At 71.4% G+C, this 19,836-nt stretch carries 16 protein-coding genes; 6 read left to right on the forward strand and 10 right to left on the reverse strand.

Annotated features, from left to right (window positions below):
• Nucleotides 1-2: 2 nt before the first annotated feature.
• Nucleotides 3-1,934, reverse strand: a complete 1,932-nt coding sequence (gene uraD / locus BN12_RS07070; protein ID WP_048551235.1) for a 2-oxo-4-hydroxy-4-carboxy-5-ureidoimidazoline decarboxylase — start codon at nt 1,932-1,934, stop codon at nt 3-5.
• A gap of 877 nt (nt 1,935-2,811) precedes the next feature.
• On the opposite strand from uraD, the gene BN12_RS07075 reads away from it, so the two are divergent.
• Nucleotides 2,812-3,369, forward strand: coding sequence for a GtrA family protein (locus BN12_RS07075; RefSeq protein ID WP_235432322.1), 558 nt, complete (start codon nt 2,812-2,814; stop codon nt 3,367-3,369).
• A 129-nt stretch (nt 3,370-3,498) separates the two neighbouring features.
• Here the strand turns inward: BN12_RS07075 and BN12_RS07080 are convergent, their stop codons facing one another.
• The 4 genes from BN12_RS07080 to BN12_RS07095 all read right to left on the reverse strand — a co-directional run bounded on the left by BN12_RS07080 (nt 3,499) and on the right by BN12_RS07095 (nt 7,349).
• Nucleotides 3,499-4,518 carry a sensor histidine kinase gene (locus tag BN12_RS07080; RefSeq protein ID WP_048551237.1) on the reverse strand — a complete coding sequence of 340 codons (1,020 nt, stop codon included), beginning with the start codon at nt 4,516-4,518 and terminating at the stop codon, nt 3,499-3,501.
• A gap of 6 nt (nt 4,519-4,524) precedes the next feature.
• Nucleotides 4,525-5,196 carry a response regulator transcription factor gene (locus tag BN12_RS07085; RefSeq protein WP_048551239.1) on the reverse strand — a complete coding sequence of 224 codons (672 nt, stop codon included), beginning with the start codon at nt 5,194-5,196 and terminating at the stop codon, nt 4,525-4,527.
• Between the two features lie 154 nt (nt 5,197-5,350).
• Nucleotides 5,351-6,457 carry an adenylate/guanylate cyclase domain-containing protein gene (locus BN12_RS07090; RefSeq protein WP_053079971.1) on the reverse strand — a complete coding sequence of 369 codons (1,107 nt, stop codon included), beginning with the start codon at nt 6,455-6,457 and terminating at the stop codon, nt 5,351-5,353.
• Between the two features lie 28 nt (nt 6,458-6,485).
• On the reverse strand, nt 6,486-7,349 hold the full coding sequence (locus BN12_RS07095; protein WP_048551241.1) for a biotin--[acetyl-CoA-carboxylase] ligase: 864 nt from the start codon (nt 7,347-7,349) through the stop codon (nt 6,486-6,488).
• 276 nt (nt 7,350-7,625) lie between these two features.
• Here BN12_RS07095 and BN12_RS07100 point away from each other — a divergent pair, with 276 nt between their 5' ends.
• Both BN12_RS07100 and BN12_RS07105 read left to right on the forward strand, forming a co-directional pair.
• Nucleotides 7,626-9,239 carry an acyl-CoA carboxylase subunit beta gene (locus BN12_RS07100; protein WP_048551242.1) on the forward strand — a complete coding sequence of 538 codons (1,614 nt, stop codon included), beginning with the start codon at nt 7,626-7,628 and terminating at the stop codon, nt 9,237-9,239.
• 196 nt (nt 9,240-9,435) lie between these two features.
• Nucleotides 9,436-9,654 (forward strand): acyl-CoA carboxylase epsilon subunit, encoded by a 219-nt coding sequence (locus tag BN12_RS07105; protein WP_048551244.1) that lies wholly within the window; start codon nt 9,436-9,438, stop codon nt 9,652-9,654.
• Between the two features lie 1,148 nt (nt 9,655-10,802).
• Here the strand turns inward: BN12_RS07105 and BN12_RS07110 are convergent.
• Nucleotides 10,803-11,711, reverse strand: coding sequence for an aldo/keto reductase (locus BN12_RS07110; RefSeq protein ID WP_048551246.1), 909 nt, complete (start codon nt 11,709-11,711; stop codon nt 10,803-10,805).
• A gap of 245 nt (nt 11,712-11,956) precedes the next feature.
• On the opposite strand from BN12_RS07110, the gene BN12_RS07115 reads away from it, so the two are divergent.
• The 3 genes from BN12_RS07115 to BN12_RS07125 all read left to right on the forward strand — a co-directional run bounded on the left by BN12_RS07115 (nt 11,957) and on the right by BN12_RS07125 (nt 16,495).
• Nucleotides 11,957-13,663, forward strand: coding sequence for a DUF885 domain-containing protein (locus BN12_RS07115; RefSeq protein WP_048551247.1), 1,707 nt, complete (start codon nt 11,957-11,959; stop codon nt 13,661-13,663).
• 182 nt (nt 13,664-13,845) lie between these two features.
• A complete protein-coding gene (locus BN12_RS07120; protein WP_053079972.1) occupies nt 13,846-15,741 on the forward strand; it encodes a Na+/H+ antiporter in 1,896 nt (631 codons plus the stop codon).
• A 58-nt stretch (nt 15,742-15,799) separates the two neighbouring features.
• Entirely contained in the window at nt 15,800-16,495 is a 696-nt protein-coding gene (locus BN12_RS07125; protein WP_048551249.1) for a Maf family protein, read from the forward strand.
• Nucleotides 16,496-16,505: 10 nt separating this feature from the next.
• On the opposite strand, the gene BN12_RS07130 is transcribed toward BN12_RS07125, so the two are convergent.
• From BN12_RS07130 to BN12_RS07145, 4 genes are all read right to left on the reverse strand, one after another.
• Nucleotides 16,506-17,297 (reverse strand): ABC transporter permease, encoded by a 792-nt coding sequence (locus BN12_RS07130; RefSeq protein ID WP_048551251.1) that lies wholly within the window; start codon nt 17,295-17,297, stop codon nt 16,506-16,508.
• Complete coding sequence (locus BN12_RS07135; RefSeq protein WP_048551255.1) at nt 17,294-18,388, reverse strand: ABC transporter ATP-binding protein; 1,095 nt, start codon at nt 18,386-18,388, stop codon at nt 17,294-17,296. The genes BN12_RS07130 and BN12_RS07135 overlap by 4 nt, the downstream gene beginning before the upstream one ends.
• A 66-nt stretch (nt 18,389-18,454) precedes the next feature.
• Nucleotides 18,455-19,393: a permease prefix domain 1-containing protein gene (locus tag BN12_RS07140; protein WP_048551258.1), complete on the reverse strand. Its 939-nt coding sequence runs from the start codon at nt 19,391-19,393 to the stop codon at nt 18,455-18,457.
• The gene (locus BN12_RS07145; protein WP_048551260.1) at nt 19,390-19,758 is read right to left on the reverse strand and encodes a PadR family transcriptional regulator; all 369 of its coding nucleotides are present in this window, start codon (nt 19,756-19,758) and stop codon (nt 19,390-19,392) included. Before BN12_RS07145 ends, BN12_RS07140 begins: the two co-directional genes overlap by 4 nt.
• Nucleotides 19,759-19,836: the final 78 nt, after the last annotated feature.

The raw sequence follows: 19,836 nt of genomic DNA on the forward strand, positions 1-19,836 counted from the left end.
GCTCAGGCCTCGGTCGAGATCTGGCGGGTCCGGGCCGAGTGGATCGGGTTCGCCTCGGCCACCAGGTCGTCGAACCGGTGCCCGGCGATCTTGGAGATCTCGACGAGAGCGGCGGCGTGCTCCTGGCGCGGCGAGTTCCCCAGCCGGACCCGGCCCTGGGCGATGACCGACTCGGCGGACTCGTGGTCGCGGGCGCAGACGATGAGCGGGAAGCCGAAGCGCTCACGGTAGGCCCGGGTGACGGCGGTCAGCTCCTCGTGCTCGAGCGCACCGAGGTGGGTCAGGCCGACCGAGGACTGGTCGAGGCGCGAGCCGGGACCCTCGTCGCCGAGGGCGACACTGTCGGCTCCGAGGTTCGGGTATGCCGCGATGAGGACGTCCTCCTCCTCGTCGCTCGCCGAGAACAGCGCCTCCTGGAACGCCTGCCTGAGGTCCTGCGTGTCGGCGAACGGGCGCCGGTCGTAGGCCCGCTCGACGGCCCAGTGCGGCCCCTGGAACAGTCCGGCGAAGGTCGCGACGAAGGTGTCGCGGTCCATCTCGTTGACCTGGTCGAGGCGGACGAGGCCGGCGCCCGGCGAGCCCGCGACGGCCGGGCCGAAGTCCTTGCCGACGTGGTGGAAGACGAGGTTGAGGATGATCGCGGTCAGCGAGCCGATGGTGATGCCGGAGCCGAGGATGATCTGGGCCCAGTCCGGCACCGCCTTGGCGACGTCGGGCTGCACGGTGACGTACACCGCGACGCCGAGGGAGGTCGCGACGATGACGACGTTGCGGTGGTCGTGGAAGTCGACGCGCGAGAGCGTCTGGATGCCGACGACGGCGACCGTCGCGAACATCGCGAGCGCGGCGCCCCCGAGGACCGGGTGTGGGATCCCGGCGACGACGGCTCCCGCCTTGGGGATGAGACCGAGGACGATCATGAACACCCCGGCGGCTGCGACGACGTAGCGCGACAGGACGCGGGTGAGCCGCACGAGCCCGACGTTCTCGGCGAAACACGTGTAGGGGAAGGAGTTGAACACCCCGCCGATGACGGTCGCGAGGCCGTCGGCCCGCAGCGCCCGCGCGATGTCGTCGCGGGTCACCCGCTTCTGGACGATCTCTCCCGTCGCGAAGACGTCACCCGTCGTCTCGACGCCCGTGATGAGCATGACGACGACCATCGAGACGATCGCGGCGAGCGAGAACTTCGGCCAGCCGAAGAAGAAGGGCGTCGTCACCCCGAGCCAGTGCGAGCCGCCGACGTCGGCGAACTGGGCGTCACCGAGGATCCACGCGACGAGGGTCCCGACGACGAGGCCGACGAGGACGGCGATGGTCGCCATGAAGCCCTTGAAGACCCGCTGGATGACGACGATGAGGAAGAGGGTGCCCATGGCATATGCGAGGTTCCGGCCGCTCTCGGGGTGGAGCGACCCGGCCCCGCCGACGGCGTCGGTGGCCGCGACCGGCAGCAGCGCGATGCCGATGATCGTGATGACCGAGCCGGTGACGACGGGCGGGAAGAAGCGGATGAGCCGGCTGAAGTACGGGGCGATGAGGAAGGTGACGAGGCCGGCGACGATGACCGCGCCGTAGATGACGACGAGGCCGTCCGTGCCGCCGCCGTGGGCCAGCCCGATGGCGATCATCGGGGACACGGCGGTGAAGGTCACGCCCTGGAGCAGCGGCAGCCGCACGCCGACCTTCCAGAAGCCGATCGACTGGATGATCGAGGCGATCCCGCAGGTGAACAGGTCGGCGTTGATGAGGTGGATGAGCTGCTCGTTCGTCAGCCCGATGGCGCCGGCGAGGAGGAGCGGGACGACGACCGCGCCGGCGTAGAAGGCGAGGACGTGCTGGAAGCCGTAGATGGCCAGCTTCGGGACGGGCAGCACCTCGTCGACGGGGTGCTTGGGTCGGGCGACCGGGCGGTCGGCGGTGGTTGTTGTCATGCCGGAGACTCCTTTGTCCGGGCCTCTCGCGAAGGCCGTGCTCGGCGGGCGAGATCTCATCCGGAATATCGGATCGTGGAATTTGGATTTCGCTTGGCAGAACTGTAGGCATTCATCGGCAGGGCGTCAACGGGTTCCGCGGATCGGATCGACGACGAGCTCGAGGCATCGGTGACCGTCAGGCTCCCCGTGCCGGGTGGCGTCGCCGAGCGACGTCGGGTGAAGCCCAGCTTTCGAGTGACGTCGGATGAGACCCCGTCTTCCGGGGTGACCCCACAACGTGTGCCTTCACCCGACAAGCGACGTCGGGTGAAGCCCAGTCTTCCGGGGCCACCCCGCAACACGTGCCCATGCCAGGTGCTCGCTTTATCGGGTGACCCGACAAAACGTGTGTCGCCTCGCCCGCGGGGCCGGGCACCGTGCCAAGCAGCGTCGAGTGCGACCCCGTCTTCCGGGGTGACCCCACAAGATGTGCCTTCACCCGACAAGCGACGTCGGGTGAAGCCCAGTCTTCCAGGGTCACCCGACAAAACGTGCCCACGCCAGGTGCTCGCTTTATCGGGTGACCCGATAAAGCGTGTGTCGCCTCGCCCGCGGGGCCGGGCACCGTGCCAAGCAGCGCCGAGTGCGACCCCGTCTTCCGGGGTGACCCCACAAGGTGTGCCTTCACCCGACAAGCGACGTCGGGTGAAGCCCAGCCTCCAGGGCCACCCCGCAACACGTGCCCACGCCAGGTGCTCGCTTTATCGGGTGACCCGACAAAGCGTGTGTCGCCCCCACCCGCCGGGGTCGAGCGGCGTCGGGTGAGTGCCAGGCTCCACCCCGCATACCGGCGCCTCCGATCTGGGCCCCCAGGAGAGCCGGTTATCCTCCCCGGGTGCCCGCCCTGCTGACCCGCGCCCGCGACGCGGTCAACGTCCTCTACCGCGAGATGATCAAGTTCGGCATCGTCGGGGCGGTCGCCTTCGTCGTCGACCTGGGCGGCGCGAACCTGTTGTGGCACACCGTGATGCCCGACAAGGTGACGACGGCCAAGATCATCTCCGGGGTCGCCGCCACCCTCGTCGCCTGGGTGGGGAACCGGGCCTGGACGTTCCGGCACCGGCGCAACCGCCCGGTGGCGCACGAGGTCTCGCTGTTCTTCGTCGTCAACGGCATCGCGCTCGTCATTTCGACGGCGACGCTGGCCATCAGCCACTACGCCTTCGGCTTCACCGGAACCCTCGCCGACAACATCGCGACGATCGTCGGCATCGGGCTCGGGACGCTGTTCCGCTTCTGGGCCTACCGCCAGGTCGTCTTCGCCCGCGAGCCGATCGCGACCGAGCAGCGGGCCGACTCCGAGCCCCTCCCCTGCGATCCTGACGGTGTCGAGCCGCAGCGGACCGACTCCGAGCCCCTCCCCCGCCATCCGGACGGAGAAGTTGCGTCCTGACGGAGCAACTGCTCCGTCAGGACGCAACTTCTCCGTCCGCGCTGTCGCTGCCCGTCCGCGCTGTCGCTGCCCGTCCGCGCTGTCGCTGCCCGTCCTCGCTGTCGCTGTCCGTCCGCCCGAGCTGTCCGGTCAGGCCGGGGCCTCGCTGAGGAAGAGCGCGAAGACGGCCGGCTGGGCCGAGACGAGCTCGAGCCGCCCACCGTTGGTCTCGGCGAGGTCGCGGGCCAGGGCGAGCCCGAGCCCGCTGCCCCGCGACGAGACGGACCGCTCGAAGACGTGGGGGGCCAGGCTCGCCGGGATGCCGTCGCCCTGGTCGCTCACCTCGACGACGACGGACGGGCCCGACCGCCGGGCCGCGAGCTCGACCGTTCCGCGGCCGTGGGCGAGGGAGTTCTCCAGGAGCGTCGAGAGGATCTGGGACAGCGCGACGGGCGTCGACATGACGAACAGGCCCCGCTCCCCGCTCACCCGGACGCTGCGCCTGGCCTTCTCGAAGGCGACCTGCCACTCCCGCTGGAGCGAGGCGATGACGGAGTCGAGGGACACCGACGGCGTCGGCGCCTCGACGCGGCGGCTCCGGGCGAGGAGGTCGTCGACGACCTTCGTGAGCCGCTCGACCTGGTCCATCGCGATCCCCGCCTCGTCGCGGACGATGTCGAGGTCGTCGGTCGTCCCGATCTCCTCCAGGCGCATGAGGAGGGCGGTGAGGGGGGTGCGCAGCTGGTGCGAGGCGTCAGAGGCGAACTGGCGCTCGTTGGACAGCGAGGAGGTGAGGGCCTGAGCGCTCTGGGAGAGGACGTCGCTGACCCGGTCCACCTCGGCGATGCCCGAGTCGAGCGGCTGGAACCGCGACTCCCCCGCGCCGAGCCGCTCGGCCCGGTCCGCGAGCTGGGCGATGGGTTCGGAGATCCGGCGGGCCTGCATGCTCGCGATGAGCGCCCCGACGGCGAGCGCGCCGAGCGAGAGGAGGAACGGTATGCCGAAGAGCAGGATCGGCTGCCACCCCCACGTGAGCCCGCGGACCAGGTCCAGCCGCTGGGGCATGGGCTGGGCGAGGAAGTAGGCGACGACGCCGAGGATGGGGACGAGGACGACGAGCAGCGCGACGAGGACGGCCAGGACGGTCGAGCGGAGGAGCAGACGACGCATCGCGGCTCAGGTCTGCTCGGTGTCGAACCGGAACCCGTGCCCGCGCACGGTCGTGATGTAGCGGGGCTGTGCCGCGTCGTCGCCGAGCTTGCGGCGGAGCACCGAGATGTGCATGTCGAGGGTCTTGGTCGACCCGAGCCACGAGGTGTCCCAGATCTCCTTCATGAGCTGCTCGCGGCTGACGACCTTGCCCGACTCCCGGACGAGGACCCGGAGCACCTCGTACTCCTTGGCCGTCAGCTGCAGCTCGGTGTCGCCGAACCAGGCCCGGCGGCCCTCCTCGTCGATGCGCACCCCGGGCGGGCTCGCCGCCTCCGTCGACTTGCGGCGCAACAGCGCACGTGTCCGGGCGAGCAGCTCGGCGAGCCGGAACGGCTTGGTGACGTAGTCGTCGGCCCCGGCGTCGAGCCCGACGACGGTGTCGACCTCGTCCGCGCGCGCGGTGAGGATGAGGACGGGCAGGGTGTGACCCTTGGCCCGCAGCCGGCGGCATACCTCGAGACCGTCGAGCCGCGGCAGGCCGAGGTCGAGGACGAGGAGATCCGGGTCCTCCTCCGCGGCGGCGAGCGCGCTGACCCCGTCCGCGCACACCTGCACCTCGTAGCCCTCCCGGCGCAGCGCCCGGGCCAGGGGCTCGGAGATCGCCGGGTCGTCCTCGGCGAGCAGCACGCGGGTCATGGGGTCGATGGTAGGTCGTCGGCGGCGAGGCCCCGCGGCACCATTCGGACGGTGAGCCGGGATCTCCGCGGCGCGCGCCCGGCATACGCCCTCTCCGGAGGGGGCACCATGCCCCGCTCGTCGTCGGTCGGCCCCCTGCGGACCGGCATTCCCCTCATCCCTGCTCCTCCCGTGGGCGGGTGCCCGTCGTGCGCAACAGCTCCCTCGGCGTCACCGCACCGATCCCCCGCAGATGCCGGCGGCGTTGCCACCGCAGCTCGAACCCGCTGACCGACCCGATCGGCCGGGCCAGGGCGTCGTCGACGAAGACCCGGCCCGGCGGGGTGACCGCGGTGAGCCGGCTCGCCCGGTTGACCGTCGTCCCGAAGACGTCCCCGAGCCGGGAGAGGACCGGGCCGTATGCCATGGCCACCCGGACGTCGGGCAGCAGCGGGTCCTCGGTCATCGCGTCGACGAGGTCGAGGGCGATGGCGGCGGCCGGCGCGACCTCCTGGTGGACGAAGAGGACCTCGTCGCCGACCGTCTTGATGACCCGGCCGCCGTGAGCCGTGATGATGTCGGAGGCGAGCGCCTCGAACCGCTGGACGAGCACGGCGAGCTGCCGCTCCGTCATCCGCCGCACGAGGGCGGTGAAGTTGACGAGGTCGGCGAAGCCGACGACGCGGGTCGGGTTCCCCGCCGCGCTGTCGTCCTCCGGGTCGGAGTCGGCGAGCATCCTCGTGATGGCGGCGGCGAGGTGCCGTCTCCAGGCGTAGACGAGGAGCGGCTCGAGCTCGTCGGCGAGCTCGACGAGGCGCGTCGAGGCGGCCGCCGCGACCCCTCGGTCGGAGACGCTCCGGGCGTCCTTCTCCCCGATCTCGGCCTCCTGCTCCGGCGACATGAGGCTCTCGGCCATGAGCTGGGTCTGCCACACGCTGAGCCGGTCCATCGTCCGGGCGAAGGCCCGGGTCATCGACAGGGCCGTCGTCTCGTCGAGTCCGGCTCCCTCGCCGAGGCGGGTGGCCCGCCGGAGCGCCTCGACGTCGGCCTCGGTGAACATCGCCTCGTCGTCCTCGGCGAGCGGGAAGCCGAGGGCGTGCCAGAACCGCTCGGCCGGCTCCGGGCCCACCTCCGCCCCGTCGGACACCTCCTTGGCGCGCAGCGTGGCCGGGCCGCCGAGGAGGCGCCCGAGCAACTCCTGCCCGAGGCGGATGTCAGGATCGTCGGCGTCGGGATGCGCGCGGTCCCACGGTCCGATGTCCGGGCTCGTGACCACGCTCACCTCGTTCCTGCTCCGCCCGCGGCGGACGTCAGCGTCCGCGTCGCACGTGGACGACGTCTCCCGCGGCGACCGACCGGGTCCCGGCGGACGTCGCGAGGACCAGTCTGCCGTGTGCGTCAATGCCTGTCGCGCGGCCGGTCATCCTCTCCCCTCCCGGAAGGTGTACGACGACGTCCGCTCCGAGCGTCGCGCAGGCCGTCGCATACGCCTCCCGCAGGCGCTCCGGCCCCCCCCGGAGGGTCGCGTGCCACCGGGCCAGCCGGACGAGGTATGCGACGAGCAGGCTCTCCCGGTCGACCCCGCTCGCGCCGGCCAGGGCGAGTGAGGTGGCCGTCTCGACGGGCAGCTCCTCCCGCGTCTGGCTCACGTTGAGGCCGACGCCGACGACGACCCCACCGTTGATGTCGGGGCCGCCGGCGATGGGGTGGGTGTCGGGGAAGCCACCACTGCCGGCGCTGCTGGTGCCTCCGCCTCCGTCGTCCCTGCCCCCGGCAACGAGCTCGCAGAGGATCCCGCAGACCTTCCGTTCGCCGTCGGCCGGGACGAGGACGTCGTTGGGCCACTTGAGGACGGTGTCCAGGCTCGCCACCTCGGCGACGGCCTCCCGCACCGCGAGGCCCGTCGCGAGCGGCAGCCACGCCGGCGCCTCGGTCGGCGGGACGAGCACCGACACCGCGAGCGCCCGGCCGGGCGGCGTCGACCACGCCCGCCCCAGCCTCCCCCGGCCCGCCGTCTGCTCGTCCGCGACGACGACCGTCCACCTCGGCCGCTCCGACGCCAGCGCGTTCGTCGAGGCGACGGAGGCGTGGACCTCCACCGCCGCATACGGCGTGGGGCTCTCGCGAAGCCGGGTGAGGAGGTGCGTCGCATCGAGATGCGGCAGGTGGCCCATAGCCCGGCAGGCTAGCCAGATGACCTCGTGACCCTGTCGCCCGGCCCCGGGACTCCGGATGCCGGGGGCACCGGAGAACCGGTCGACAGGAGGGCGGCGGGGTCGCGGTCCGGCTTCCGGATCTCGCGTGTGATGCCCGCGACGAGGGCGGGGGCGATGTCGGAGGGCTTGACTAGGCTCGGCCGGGCGGCACCGACACAGGCGTGTGGGGCGCGGCCCAGGCCCGCAGGAGGGCCGACGTGGAGGCGAGGGCACCGCAGAGCGAAGGAGCGATGGATGGCGGAGAACGCACGGACCGCAGAGGCCAAGGCACCCGACCTGCATACGACGGCCGGCAAGCTCGCGGACCTCAAGCGCCGCGTCGCGGAGGTGGCGCACGCCGGGTCCGAGCGCGCGGTCGAGAAGCAGCACGCGCGGGGCAAGAAGACCGCCCGCGAGCGCCTCGCCCTGCTCCTCGACGAGGGGTCGTTCGTCGAAATGGACAAGTACGCCCGGCACCGGAGCAACCAGTTCGGCCAGGAGAGGAACCGGCCGTACGGCGACGGCGTCGTCACCGGCTACGGCACCGTCGACGGACGCACCGTCGCCGTCTTCGCGCAGGACTTCACGGTGTTCGGAGGCTCGCTCGGGGAGGTCTTCGGGGAGAAGATCGTCAAGGTCATGGACTTCGCGATGAAGATCGGCTGCCCCGTCATCGGACTCAACGACTCCGGCGGGGCCCGCATCCAGGAGGGCGTCGTGTCCCTCGGCCTCTACGGCGAGATCTTCCAGCGCAACGTCCACGCCTCGGGCGTCATCCCCCAGATCTCCCTCATCATGGGCCCCTGCGCGGGCGGCGCCGTCTACTCCCCCGCGATCACCGACTTCACCGTCATGGTCGACCAGACCTCGCACATGTTCATCACCGGTCCCGACGTCATCAAGACGGTGACCGGCGAGGACGTCGGGATGGAGGAGCTCGGCGGGGCGCACACCCACAACACGCGCTCCGGCAACGCCCACTACCAAGGGGACGACGAGGAGGACGCCATCGAGTACGTCAAGGCGCTCCTGTCGTACCTGCCGAGCAACAACCTCGAGGACCCCCCGGCATACGAGGTGGAGAACGACCTCGCGCCGACCGAGGACGATCTGTTCCTCGACACCTTCATCCCCGACTCCCCGAACGTCCCCTACGACATGCGGACCGTCATCGGGCACGTCGTCGACGACGGCGAGTTCCTCGAGGTGCAGGCGCTCTTCGCGCCGAACATGGTCGTCGGCTTCGCCCGCATCGAGGGTCGCTCGATCGGCGTCGTCGCGAACCAGCCGCTCCAGCTCGCCGGCACCCTCGACATCGACGCCTCGGAGAAGGCCGCCCGCTTCGTCCGGACGTGCGACGCGTTCAACGTCCCCGTCCTCACCTTCGTCGACGTCCCGGGCTTCCTGCCCGGCACGTCGCAGGAGTGGAACGGCATCATCCGCCGCGGTGCCAAGCTCATCTTCGCGTATGCCGAGGCCACCGTCCCGAAGGTCACCGTCATCACCCGCAAGGCGTACGGCGGGGCCTACGACGTCATGGGGTCCAAGCACCTCGGCGCGGACATCAACCTCGCCTGGCCCACCGCGCAGATCGCCGTCATGGGCGCCCAGGGAGCGGTAAACATCCTCTACCGCAAGCGGATCCAGCAGGCCGTCGACGCCGGAGAGGACGTCGACGCAGTCCGCAAGCAGCTCATCGACGACTACGAGGAGACCCTCGCCAATCCCTACATCGCCGCCGAGCGCGGGTACATCGACACTGTCATCTCCCCGTCCAACACGCGGATGAACGTGACGAAGGCGTTCCGGGCGCTGCGCAACAAGCGGGAGACCCTCCCGCCCAAGAAGCACGGGAACATTCCCCTATGACCCGCTCGCAAGCTCGCGGCTCATCGGGGGCCCACCCTCTGACCCGGACACACACTCACGGCCCATCCGGGACCCACCCCCTGACCCGGACACACACTCACGGCCCATCCGGGACCCACCCGACGAGCCGGACACACACTCACGGCCCATCCGGGACCCACCCGACGAGCTCGCACCCGAGGAAGAGGGTCATGTGATGACCCAGGAGAGGCCGCCCCTCGTCGTCATCGACGGATCGGCGACCGACGAGGAGGTCGCCGCACTTCTGGCCGTCCTCGCGGCCTCCTCGGGTTCGGCGGCCGACACCAGTCACGCTCCGGCGCGGCATACGAGCTGGGCCTCTCGAGAACGTGGCGCCGGCGCTCCCCGTCGGCCCGGCCCGACCGCCTGGCGGTCCTCCGCGCTGCCGTCCTGACCCTGTCCCCTCGCGGTCGAGGTATTCCCCGCCCTCCGCACAGTCACCAGATACCTCCGCCCCCAGGCCCCGACGAGTCGAGGTACCTCAAGACGCCGACATGGTCACCAGATACCTCCACCCCCAGGCCTCCCCACGAATCGAGGTATCTCAAGACGCCGGCATGGTCACCACATACCTCCACTCCCAGGCCTCCCGGTGGTCGAGGTAGCTGGTGACCTTGGCAACGCCCCCGCATACCTCGACCCCCGCGCTACCCCCACGAGTCGAAGTACCTCAAGACGCCGGCGCGGGTCACCAGATGCCTCCACTCCCAGGCCTCCCGGTGGTCGAGGTAGCTGGTGACCTTGGCAACGCCCCCGCATACCTCGACCCCCGCGCTACCCCCACGAGTCGAAGTATCTCAAGACGCCGGCATGGTCACCAGATACCTCCACCCCCAGGCCTCCCCCACAAATCGAGGTATCTCAAGACGCCGGCGTGGTCACCACATACCTCCACTCCCAGGCCTCCCCCGACGAGTCGAGGTAACCCGAGAACCGCCTATTGCGGTCGAGAGGGAGCCTCCACTCCCACCTGTTGCCCTCCGCACACGACTGCTTGCACAGGCCGACCGTTGAGGAGAACCCCTCCCCTGCCGCACAGGATCGCCCGGGCCGACCTGCTCGTCCACTTCCTGCCCTGGTCGCCCTCACTGTCGCGGTGACCTTGGCAACGTCACCGCATACCTCGACCACACCCCGACCTCGCGAGTCGAAGTATCTCGGGACCTTCGCCCAGTCACCAGATACCTCCACCCCCGCGCCACCGCCACGAGTCGAGGTAACACCTGACGTCGGCAGGGTCGCGCCCGATGCACCGACGGGGCAGGTCGCCAGAAACGGCTTGCCCCCAGGCGGCCGTCGACATAGCGTCGAGGCACACGGAAAGGAGGTGGTCCAAGAAGTGATTTCCCATTGGACGCGTGAGGTGACTGGGCGCTAGCGCGCTCGATGCGCGAGAGCGCAATCCACACCAGCTCACCGCAGCCCGCGGACCGCGGCGGTCGTCCCCGTCGCGCGGCACCACCTCCTCACCGAGGGTCGGCCAGGTCCGCGGGCTGTTCCTCTTCCGAGGCGAGGCGCCCAGGGCCGCGACCGGCCGCCGCATCAGGCGAGGCGAGCCAGCTCGTCCTCGGTCAGCTCGAGCGCGAAGGACTCCACGAGGTCGGGCACCTGCTCCGGAGTGCGGGCACTCGCGATCGGCCCAGCGACGGTGGGCTGCTGTCGGAGCCAGGCGAGCGCGACGGCGGCGACGCTCACCCCGTGCGCGGCGGCGATCTCGTCGAGAGTCTCCAGGAGGGTTACGTTCCGCGGATCCCCGAGCAGCGCCTCGCCACGGGACGCCCGCTGGGAGTCGACGGTCCGGCCGGGACGGTACTTGCCCGTGAGGAAACCCGAGGCGAGCGCGTAGTAGGGCAGCTCGACGATCCCGAGGTCGGCCAGCGTGGGCGCGAGCGACGTCGCGAAGTCCCGCTCGACGAGGTTGAAGTGGTCCTGGGCGACGGTGACGGGGGTGAGTCCCGCGTCGCGGGCGATGTCGACGGCGGAGCGCAGCCGCTCGGCGGTGAAGTTCGACGCGCCGACCTCGCGAACCTTGCCGGCGCGCACGAGCTCGTCGAAGACCGCGACGACCTCCTCCTGCGGCACCCCGGGATCGTCGCGGTGGGCGTAGTAGAGGTCGATGTGGTCGGTCCGGAGGCGGCGCAGCGAGTCCTCGACGGCGGCACGGACGTTGTCCGGGGACAGCCCAGGCCGGGTCGGGAGGGAGAAGACCTTCGTCGCGATGACGACCCGGTCGCGAACGCCGGGTCGGGCCGTCAGCCACTCGCCGATGAGCGTCTCGGACTCCCCGCCCTTGTTGCCCGGCACCCGGTGCATGTAGGAGTCGGCCGTGTCGATGGACCTCCCGCCGGCATCGACGAATGCGTCGAGCACGGCGAACGTCGCGGCACGGTCCGCGGTCCAGCCGAAGGGGTTGCCGCCGAGGACGAGGGGTCCGAAGTCGAGATGAGTCACGTATGCCGCAACCCACCCGCCCCGCCGAACCTTCCATCCGTCTCACGACGTGAGCCTCGGCCGGGCGACCGTGGGTGCGTCCCCCAGGCACTCGTGGGTGACCTGACCCACCCTGCAGCCTGGGTCAGGTCACCCACGAGCGCGCCGCGCGCCCGGCCGGGCCGGAGCCGGCCTCGGTCCGATGGCGCGCCAGTCCGGTGGAGAAGGTGGTGGGGCCTGTCGGAGCGCCGGGATAGGTTCGACAGGTGACCGACAACCCCACCAGCCCCGCCCCGATCCGACCGGTGACCGCCGTCGACCGCCTCGCCGACGAGTACTTCGACGCGGTCGTCGAGGCGAGCCCGATGACGGCCACCTATCTCGGCGTGCCCGGCCGCGACGACGAGCTCGACGACCTCTCGCTCGAGGCGCTCGAGGAGCAGTCGCAGCTGCGCCGCCGGACCCTCGCGGCCCTCGACGGACTGAAGCCCGTCGACGACGTCGACCGCGTGACGATGAGCGTCCTGCGCGAGCGCCTCGGCCTCGCGGAGGAGACGTATGCCGCGGGCTACGACGAGATGGACCTCAACGTCCTCGCCTCGCCCCTCCAGGGCATCCGCGACACGTTCGACCTCATGCCGACCGCGACCGACGACGACTGGGCGACCATCGCTCGCCGGATGACGCAGGTGCCGCGAGCCCTCGACCAGTACCTCGACGTCCTCGCCCACGGCGCCGCCCGTGGCCTCGTCGCGCCGCGGCGACAGGTCGAGGAGTGCATCACCCAGTGTGCCGAGCTGACCGCCGACGACGGGTACTTCGCGCGCCTCGTCGCCGGGGCGACGGCCGGGGACGCCGATCTGTCGCAAGCCGTACGCGATGAGCTCGAGTCAGGGGTCCGGGAGGCGGCGGACGCGTATGCCGCGGCAGGCGAGCGGCTCGCGCGTGACCTCCTCGACAAGGCGCCCGAGTCCGACGCCGCGGGCCGCGAGCGCTACCTGCTCATGTCGCGCTCCTTCCTCGGCACGACGGTCGACCTCGACGAGACGTATGCCTGGGGCCAGGAGGAGCTGGCCCGCATCACGGCCGAGATGGAGGAGGTCGCGGGGCGCATCCGGCCCGGCGCCACGGTCCGCGAGGCCATCGCGGCGCTCGACGTCGACCCCGCATACCAGCTCCACGGCACCGACGAGCTCAAGGCGTGGATGCAGGGCAAGGCCGACGGGGCGATCGCGGCGCTGTCAGGGACGCACTTCGACATCCCTGAGCCGGTCCGCACCATCGAATGCCTCATCGCCCCGACGCAGACGGGCGGCATCTACTACACGGGGCCGAGCGACGACTTCTCCCGGCCGGGGCGCATGTGGTGGTCGGTGCCCAAGGGCGTCACGGAGTTCGGGACGTGGCGCGAGCTGACGACCGTCTACCACGAGGGGGTGCCGGGACATCACCTCCAGGTCGCCCAGACCGTCTTCCGCCGCGAGCTGCTCAACAAGTACCGCCGGATGATGGTGTGGTGCTCCGGCCACGGCGAGGGATGGGCGCTCTATGCCGAGCGGCTCATGGCCGAGCTCGGGTACATGGACGACCCCGGTGACCGGATGGGACTCCTCGACGGCCAGTCGCTGCGCGCGGCCCGGGTCGTCCTCGACATCGGCATCCACTGCGGGCTCGAGGCACCGGCCGAGGTCGGCGGCGGAGCCTGGGACTACGACAAGGCGTGGACCTTCCTCACGGCGCACTCGAACATGGACGAGGCGTTCCTGCGGTTCGAGCTGAACCGGTACCTCGGCTGGCCCGGTCAGGCTCCCTCGTACAAGATCGGCGAGCGGATCTGGCGGCAGCTGCGCGCGGAGGTCGCGGCGCGCGAGGGCGACGCGTTCGACGTCAAGGCGTTCCACCGGCGGGCGCTCGACCTCGGGAGCACCGGCCTCGACACCCTCCGAGAGGCGGTGCTCGGCATGAGCGGATGAGCCGACATCTCGACGCCCGGGACTCGCGGGCACGATCGCGCGGGCACGATCGCGCGGGCATGCACTCGGGCACGAACTCGGGGGCACGCACGCGCGGGCATGAACTCGGGCCACGAACTCGGGCCACGAACTCGGGGGGCTCGAAATCGGCGCAGGAGCCGAGGCGCGGCGACAATGGGCCGGTGCAGTTCGCCTTCACCCTCGTCGTCATCGCCGGGACCGTCATCGTCGTCTCCCGTCTCGCGAGTGGCCGAGGGTTCCCCGTGCCGCTCGCGATGCTGGCCGTCGGGGTCGTCGGCTCGCTGCTGCCCTTCGTCCCCGACCTCGACCTGTCGCCCGAGGTCGTCCTCTTCGGGCTGCTCCCGCCGCTGCTCTACGCCGCCGCGATCCAGACCTCGCTCATCGACATCGAGGAGAACCGGGTCACGATCATCGGCCTGTCCGTCGGCCTCGTGCTCTTCACCGCCGCAGGGGTCGGCGCGCTGGTCCACGTGCTCCTCGGCATACCGTTCGCGCTCGCCTTCGCCCTCGGCGCTGTCGTCGCACCACCGGACGCCGTGGCCGCGACCGCGGTCGCCCGGCGCATCGGCCTGCCACGGCGGATCACGACGATCCTCGAGGGCGAGTCGCTCCTCAACGACGCGACGGCACTCGTCTCGCTGCGGACCGCACTCGCCGTCGCGGGACTCGCGACGGGCCACCACGGTGAGCACGTCGTCCGGCACGTGACGGCCAACTCGGTGACGCTCGCCTTTCTCTGGGCCGTCGTCGGCGGCGTGGGGATCGGCGTCGTCGTCTTCCTCCTCGTCGGGTGGGTCCGACGACAGCTCACCGAGACGGTCGCGGACACCGCGCTGTCCTTCGTCGTGCCGTTCCTCGCCTACCTACCCGCCGAGTACGTCGGTGCGTCGGGGGTCCTCGCCGTCGTCACGGCCGGGCTCTTCCTCGCGCACAAGTCCCCGATCCTGCAGAGCGCCGCCTCCCGGATGTCCGAGCGGATCAACTGGGCGAGCATCACCTTCCTCCTCGAGAACGCCGTCTTCCTCCTCATCGGCCTGCAGATCTCGCACATCGTCATGGACGTCGAGGACAGCTCGGTGTCCCTCCCGTATGCCCTCCTCGTCTCGCTGCTCGTCCTCCTCGCCTGTCTCGTGCTCCGGCCGCTGTGGTGCTTCCCGTTCCGCTTCCTCGCCGACCGGATCGCGCACCGGCGGACACCTCCACGACACATCGCCGTCGTGTCGTGGGCCGGTATGCGGGGAGTCGTCACCCTGGCGGCCGCGCTCACGATCCCGACGTATGCCGACGACCGCTCGGTCCTCGTCCTCGTCGCGCTCGTCGTCACGGTGGGGACCCTCGTCCTCGGGACGTTCACGCTGCCGATGCTCGCCCGGGCGCTCGACGTGAGAGGCCCCGATCCCCGGGAGGACGCGCTCCAGGAGGCGACCGTCGTCCAGGCGGCGACGAGCGCCGGCCTCCGGGCCCTCGAGAAGGATCCCGACTCCGAGCAGCACGCCCTGGAGATCATCCGACGGCAGGCCGACATGCGGGTCAACCGGGTGTGGGAGCGGCTCGGGACGCTGCGCGGCGACGACGGCGCCTCCGAGACGCCGAGCGAGACGTACCGCCGGATGCGGCTCGCCATGCTCGACGCCGAGCGGGCCAAGGTGTTGCGGATCCGCGACGCCGGGTCCGTCGACCACGAGGTCCTCCAGTCCGTCATGAACCAGCTCGACGCCGAGGAAGCGGCCCTCCAGTGGGGCGTGACCCGTCAGGCCCGGCTCCGCGACGCCGTCCTCAGGGCCCCCGACCGGGTCGCCGCCTCGTGCGAGCACCTCGCAGCGGCCCCCGACAGCACGGTTCCGAGGACTCCCGAGGGGTGCGAGGAGTGTCTCCGCCTCGGCTGGGACTGGGTCCATCTGCGCCTGTGCCTCACGTGCGGACACGTCGGCTGCTGCGACTCCTCACGCGGCAAGCACGCGGACGCCCACTACGCCGAGACGGGCCACCCCGTCATGCAGAGCCTCGAGCCGGGCGAGGCCTGGCGCTGGTGCTACGTCGACTCCGTCCTCGGCTGACGACAGTCGGGTTGACGATCGTTCGGTCCCGAACTGGCGTTGAGGCGCCGATTGGCCGATGACCGCCAGGATCGACCAGTCGAATAGGGTCGCCGGCGTGACCGTCCGCCTCGTCCTCGCCTCCGCCTCGCCGTCACGTCGCGAGCTGCTCCACCGGGCGGGCGTCGAGCCGACCGTCCATGTGAGCGACGTCGACGAGGACGCGATCCTCGAGCGGGCCGTCGCGGCATACGGACCCCTGGAACCCGCCGACGTGGCCCTCACCCTCGCCCGGGCGAAGGCGGAGGACGTCACCGCTCAGCTCGCCGGGCTGTCCGAGGCCACCGCCGACGCGATCGTGCTCGGCTGCGACTCGGTGCTCGAGCTCGACGGCCAGGCTCTCGGGAAGCCGGGCACGGCCGAGCGGGCGACCGAACGCTGGCGGGCGATGCGCGGACGGACGGGCATCCTGCATACCGGCCATTGGGTCGTCGACGACCGCGAACCGGATGCGGGCGGAACGGGCGGGACCCTCGGCGCGACGGCCTCGACACCCATCCGGTTCGCCGAGGTGACCGACGAGGAGATCGCCGCGTACGTCGCCTCCGGGGAGCCCCTCGGGGTCGCCGGCGCCTTCACGCTCGAGGGCCGCGCCGCGCCGTACATCGAGGGCATCGAGGGCGATCCGAGCAACGTCATGGGACTGTCGCTGCCGCTCCTACGCCTCCTGCTCGCCGAGCTCGACATCCCCTGGCCGGACGTCCTCGCGACCTGACGCCCGGGCGCTAGACGGTCCGCTGGTAGGAGCGGATCGCGCGCACCGCCCAGAGGAAGGCGAGGGCGGCCAGGACGGCGAGACCGCCGGCATGCCACCACGCCGCGTCCGGGTAGGAGCCGGTGAGCCCGCCGCGCCCGAGCTCGACCGCCCAGGACATCGGGTTCCATCGCGCGACGGTGCCGACCCAGCCCGACATGAGCGAGGCCGGCATCATCGTCGTCGACAGGAACGTCGCGGGCAGCACGACGAGCTGCGACAGGCTGATGAGCGCGATCTGGCTCCGCGTCGTCAGCGCCACCGCGCTCGAGCAGCAGCAGAAGATCGCGGCGAGCAGCGTCGCCACGGCGATGCTCGCGGCGATCCCGGTGGGCCCGCCCGGGTACCGCGCGCCCGCGAGCCAGCCGATGCCGAGGACGACGACCGACTGGGCCAGGTTGATGATCAGCTGCTGCGCCAGCTGACCGGAGATGATCGCCGAGCGCGAGACGGGCGAGGTGAGGTACTGGTCCATGACGCCGGAGCCGATGTCGTCGATGAAGCCCGTCCCCGCCCAGGCGCCGGAGTACAGCACCGTCATCATGAGGATGCCGGGCACGAGGTATGCGACGTAGCTCGACGATCCGAACGCCGGCAGTGCGCCGACCGCGCTGAAGACGTGGCCGAACAGCACGATCCAGATGACGGGCTGGACGAGGGACATGACCGGTCCCCACGCCTGTCGCATGACGACGATGAGCCAGCGGCGCAACACCTGACTGGTCTGGGTGAACCATCCTGAACGCGCGGCGACGATCGTCATGCTGCCGTTCCCTTCTCGCTGTTCCGGCTCGTGGGGTCCGCCGGTCCCGTCGCAGGGGCGACCTGGGCGCCGGCGAAGGTGTGTCCGACGAAGTGCAGGTACACGTCGTCGAGGGTCGGATGGGAGGCCGCCACCTGTCCGTAGCGGACTCCCGCCGCGTCGAGCGCCGAGATGACGGCACCGACCGCCGTCGACGCGTTGTCGGTGCGGGCGGCGAGGACGCCGTCGACCCCGGACGTCTCGACGACGACGTCGCGCAGGCCGGGCAGCGGCCCGACGGCGGCGCGGACGACGACGGGGTCGGGCTCGATGAGCGTCACCCGCAGCGAGTCGCCGTGTAGCGCCGCCTTGAGCTCGGCGGGTGTGCCCCGGGCGACGACTCGGCCACGGGTGACGAGCGCGAGCCGGTCGCTCAGCCGGTCCGCCTCCTCCATGTAGTGCGTCGTCAGGACGACGGTGAGGGCGGACTGGCTCGACAGCCGCCGGATCTCGGCCCACATCGCCGCCCGCGCCTCCGGGTCGAGGCCGGTCGTCGGCTCGTCGAGGAACAGGACGCTGGGCCGGTGCACGAGCGCCGCGGCGACGTCGAGCCGGCGGCGCATGCCCCCGGAGAAGGTTCTCACGGGACGGCGCGCCGCGTCGCCGAGCCCGAACTCCTCGAGGAGGACCCGGGCCCGCATGCGGGCGGCGGCGGGTCCGACACCGCGGAGCCGGCCGGCGATCTCGAGGTTCTCGACGGCGGTGAGGAGCGGGTCGGTGCTCGTGCCCTGCGAGACGTAGCCGATGGCTGCGCGGACGGCGTCGGCGGCGCGTCCGACGTCGTGCCCGCCCACGGTGGCCGTGCCATCCGTCGGGCGCGAGAGGGTCGTGAGGATCCGGATGGTCGTCGACTTGCCGGCGCCGTTGGGCCCGAGCACGCCGAACACGCAGCCGGTCGGCACGGTGAGGCTCAGGCCGTCGAGGGCCCGGACGGCGGGCCGGCGGCCGCGGCCGGGGTAGGTCTTGACGAGGTTGCGGGCCGTGATGGCCGGGGCGGCCGTGCCGGTCGGGTGCGCCGGGTGGGCCGGGTGGGCTGGGTGGTTTTCGGGCATGGCGAAGCGTCCTCTCGCTTCCGAAGTGTCTGGGTGGGTGGGTGGCTGGCAGCCCAGCCGGACGGCTCAGCCGCCGGGTGGTCGGGGCCGGAAGAGCATGCGGGCGAGGACGAGCATCGTCGCGGCGAGGCCTCCGACGACGGCGAGCAGCCCCCACCACCAGCCGACGGTGAGCCCGAGCGCGACGATGACGCCCAAGGCCACGAGCCAGATGACGACGGTGTAGATGCCGAAGCGGGCCGCGGCCTCGGGATCCTCCTCGAACCGGTTGGGCGACAGCTGTTCCGCCGCAGAGCGGGTCCACGCCTTGTGGCGGTTGGTCTGGGTCGCGCCGAGCCAGGCGAAGACCGCCACGGCGACGACCGCCAAGAGGGCCGCCGCGATGACCAGAGCGGTGTCGTCCGGGTATGCGGCGAAGGCGCCGGCGAGCGCGAGCGCCGCCAGGGCGACCCCGGTGGCGGCTCCGAAGCCGGCGGCGCGCTGCCGGGGCAGCGGGTGGTTGTGCGTCGTCTCCTGCAGGAGCGCGTCGGCCGTCAGCATGCCAAGCGGCACGGCGACGAGAGCGGCGAGACCGAGTAGGCCCGCCACCCCGATGGAGACGAGGGAGGTCACGCCGAGCCCGAAGAGGGCGAGAGCGACGGCCGCGACGACGCCGAACAGCACGGTGCGCAGCACGAAGGCCGGCCGCGGTCGCACACGGTGCTGCGCGAAGGCCGTTGCGTCGAAACGCGGCTCGGGTCGGCGGCCACCCGGCTCCGACCCCTGCGCCGCTGCCTCGCCGGCCGTCGCACCCGCCGCGTCCGGCCCTCCGAGGAGCTCGCGCACGTCGCCCAGCTCGTCGATGGCCCGGCGGGCGGCCTCCGCGGGTGTCGCTCCTGACGCCTCGAGCTCGTCGACCCGGGCAAGGAGGTTCGCGCGGATCTCCTCCTTGAGGTCCTGGGTCTGCGGGTCGAGCTCGACGCCCGCGAACGCCTCGTCGAGAAGGCGGTGGATCTCGGTGCTCATCGGTCGGCGCCTCTCTCGGACGTCTCGGTCAGGTTCAGGAGGGAGTCGATGACCCGGCGGGTCGCGACCCAGGTGGCCACGTTGGAGCGGTACACCGCGCGACCGGCATCGGTGATCCGGTAGTACTTGCGGCGCCCGCCCTGCGTCTCGTCACCCCAGTACGCCTCGACGAGCCCGTCCTTCTCGAGGCGGCGGTAGGTCGCGTAGAGGGTGGCCTCCTTGATCTCGTGGGCACCGCCCGTCGCGTCCCGGATCGTCTTGAAGATCTCGAAGCCGTACCGGTCCCCGCCACGGAGCACACCGAGCACGATCGTGTCGGTGTGCCCGCGGAGCAGGTCCGCCGCGAGAGCCTCTTGCTGTGCCACGCCATGTACTATATCAGATCAAGTACTTGGTGACACCACGTCCGCCCGATCTGTCGGGTCGGGCGGACGTGGGAGGGG

Source organism: Nostocoides japonicum T1-X7 (genome assembly GCF_001046855.1).
Lineage (GTDB): Bacteria > Actinomycetota > Actinomycetes > Actinomycetales > Dermatophilaceae > Nostocoides > Nostocoides japonicum.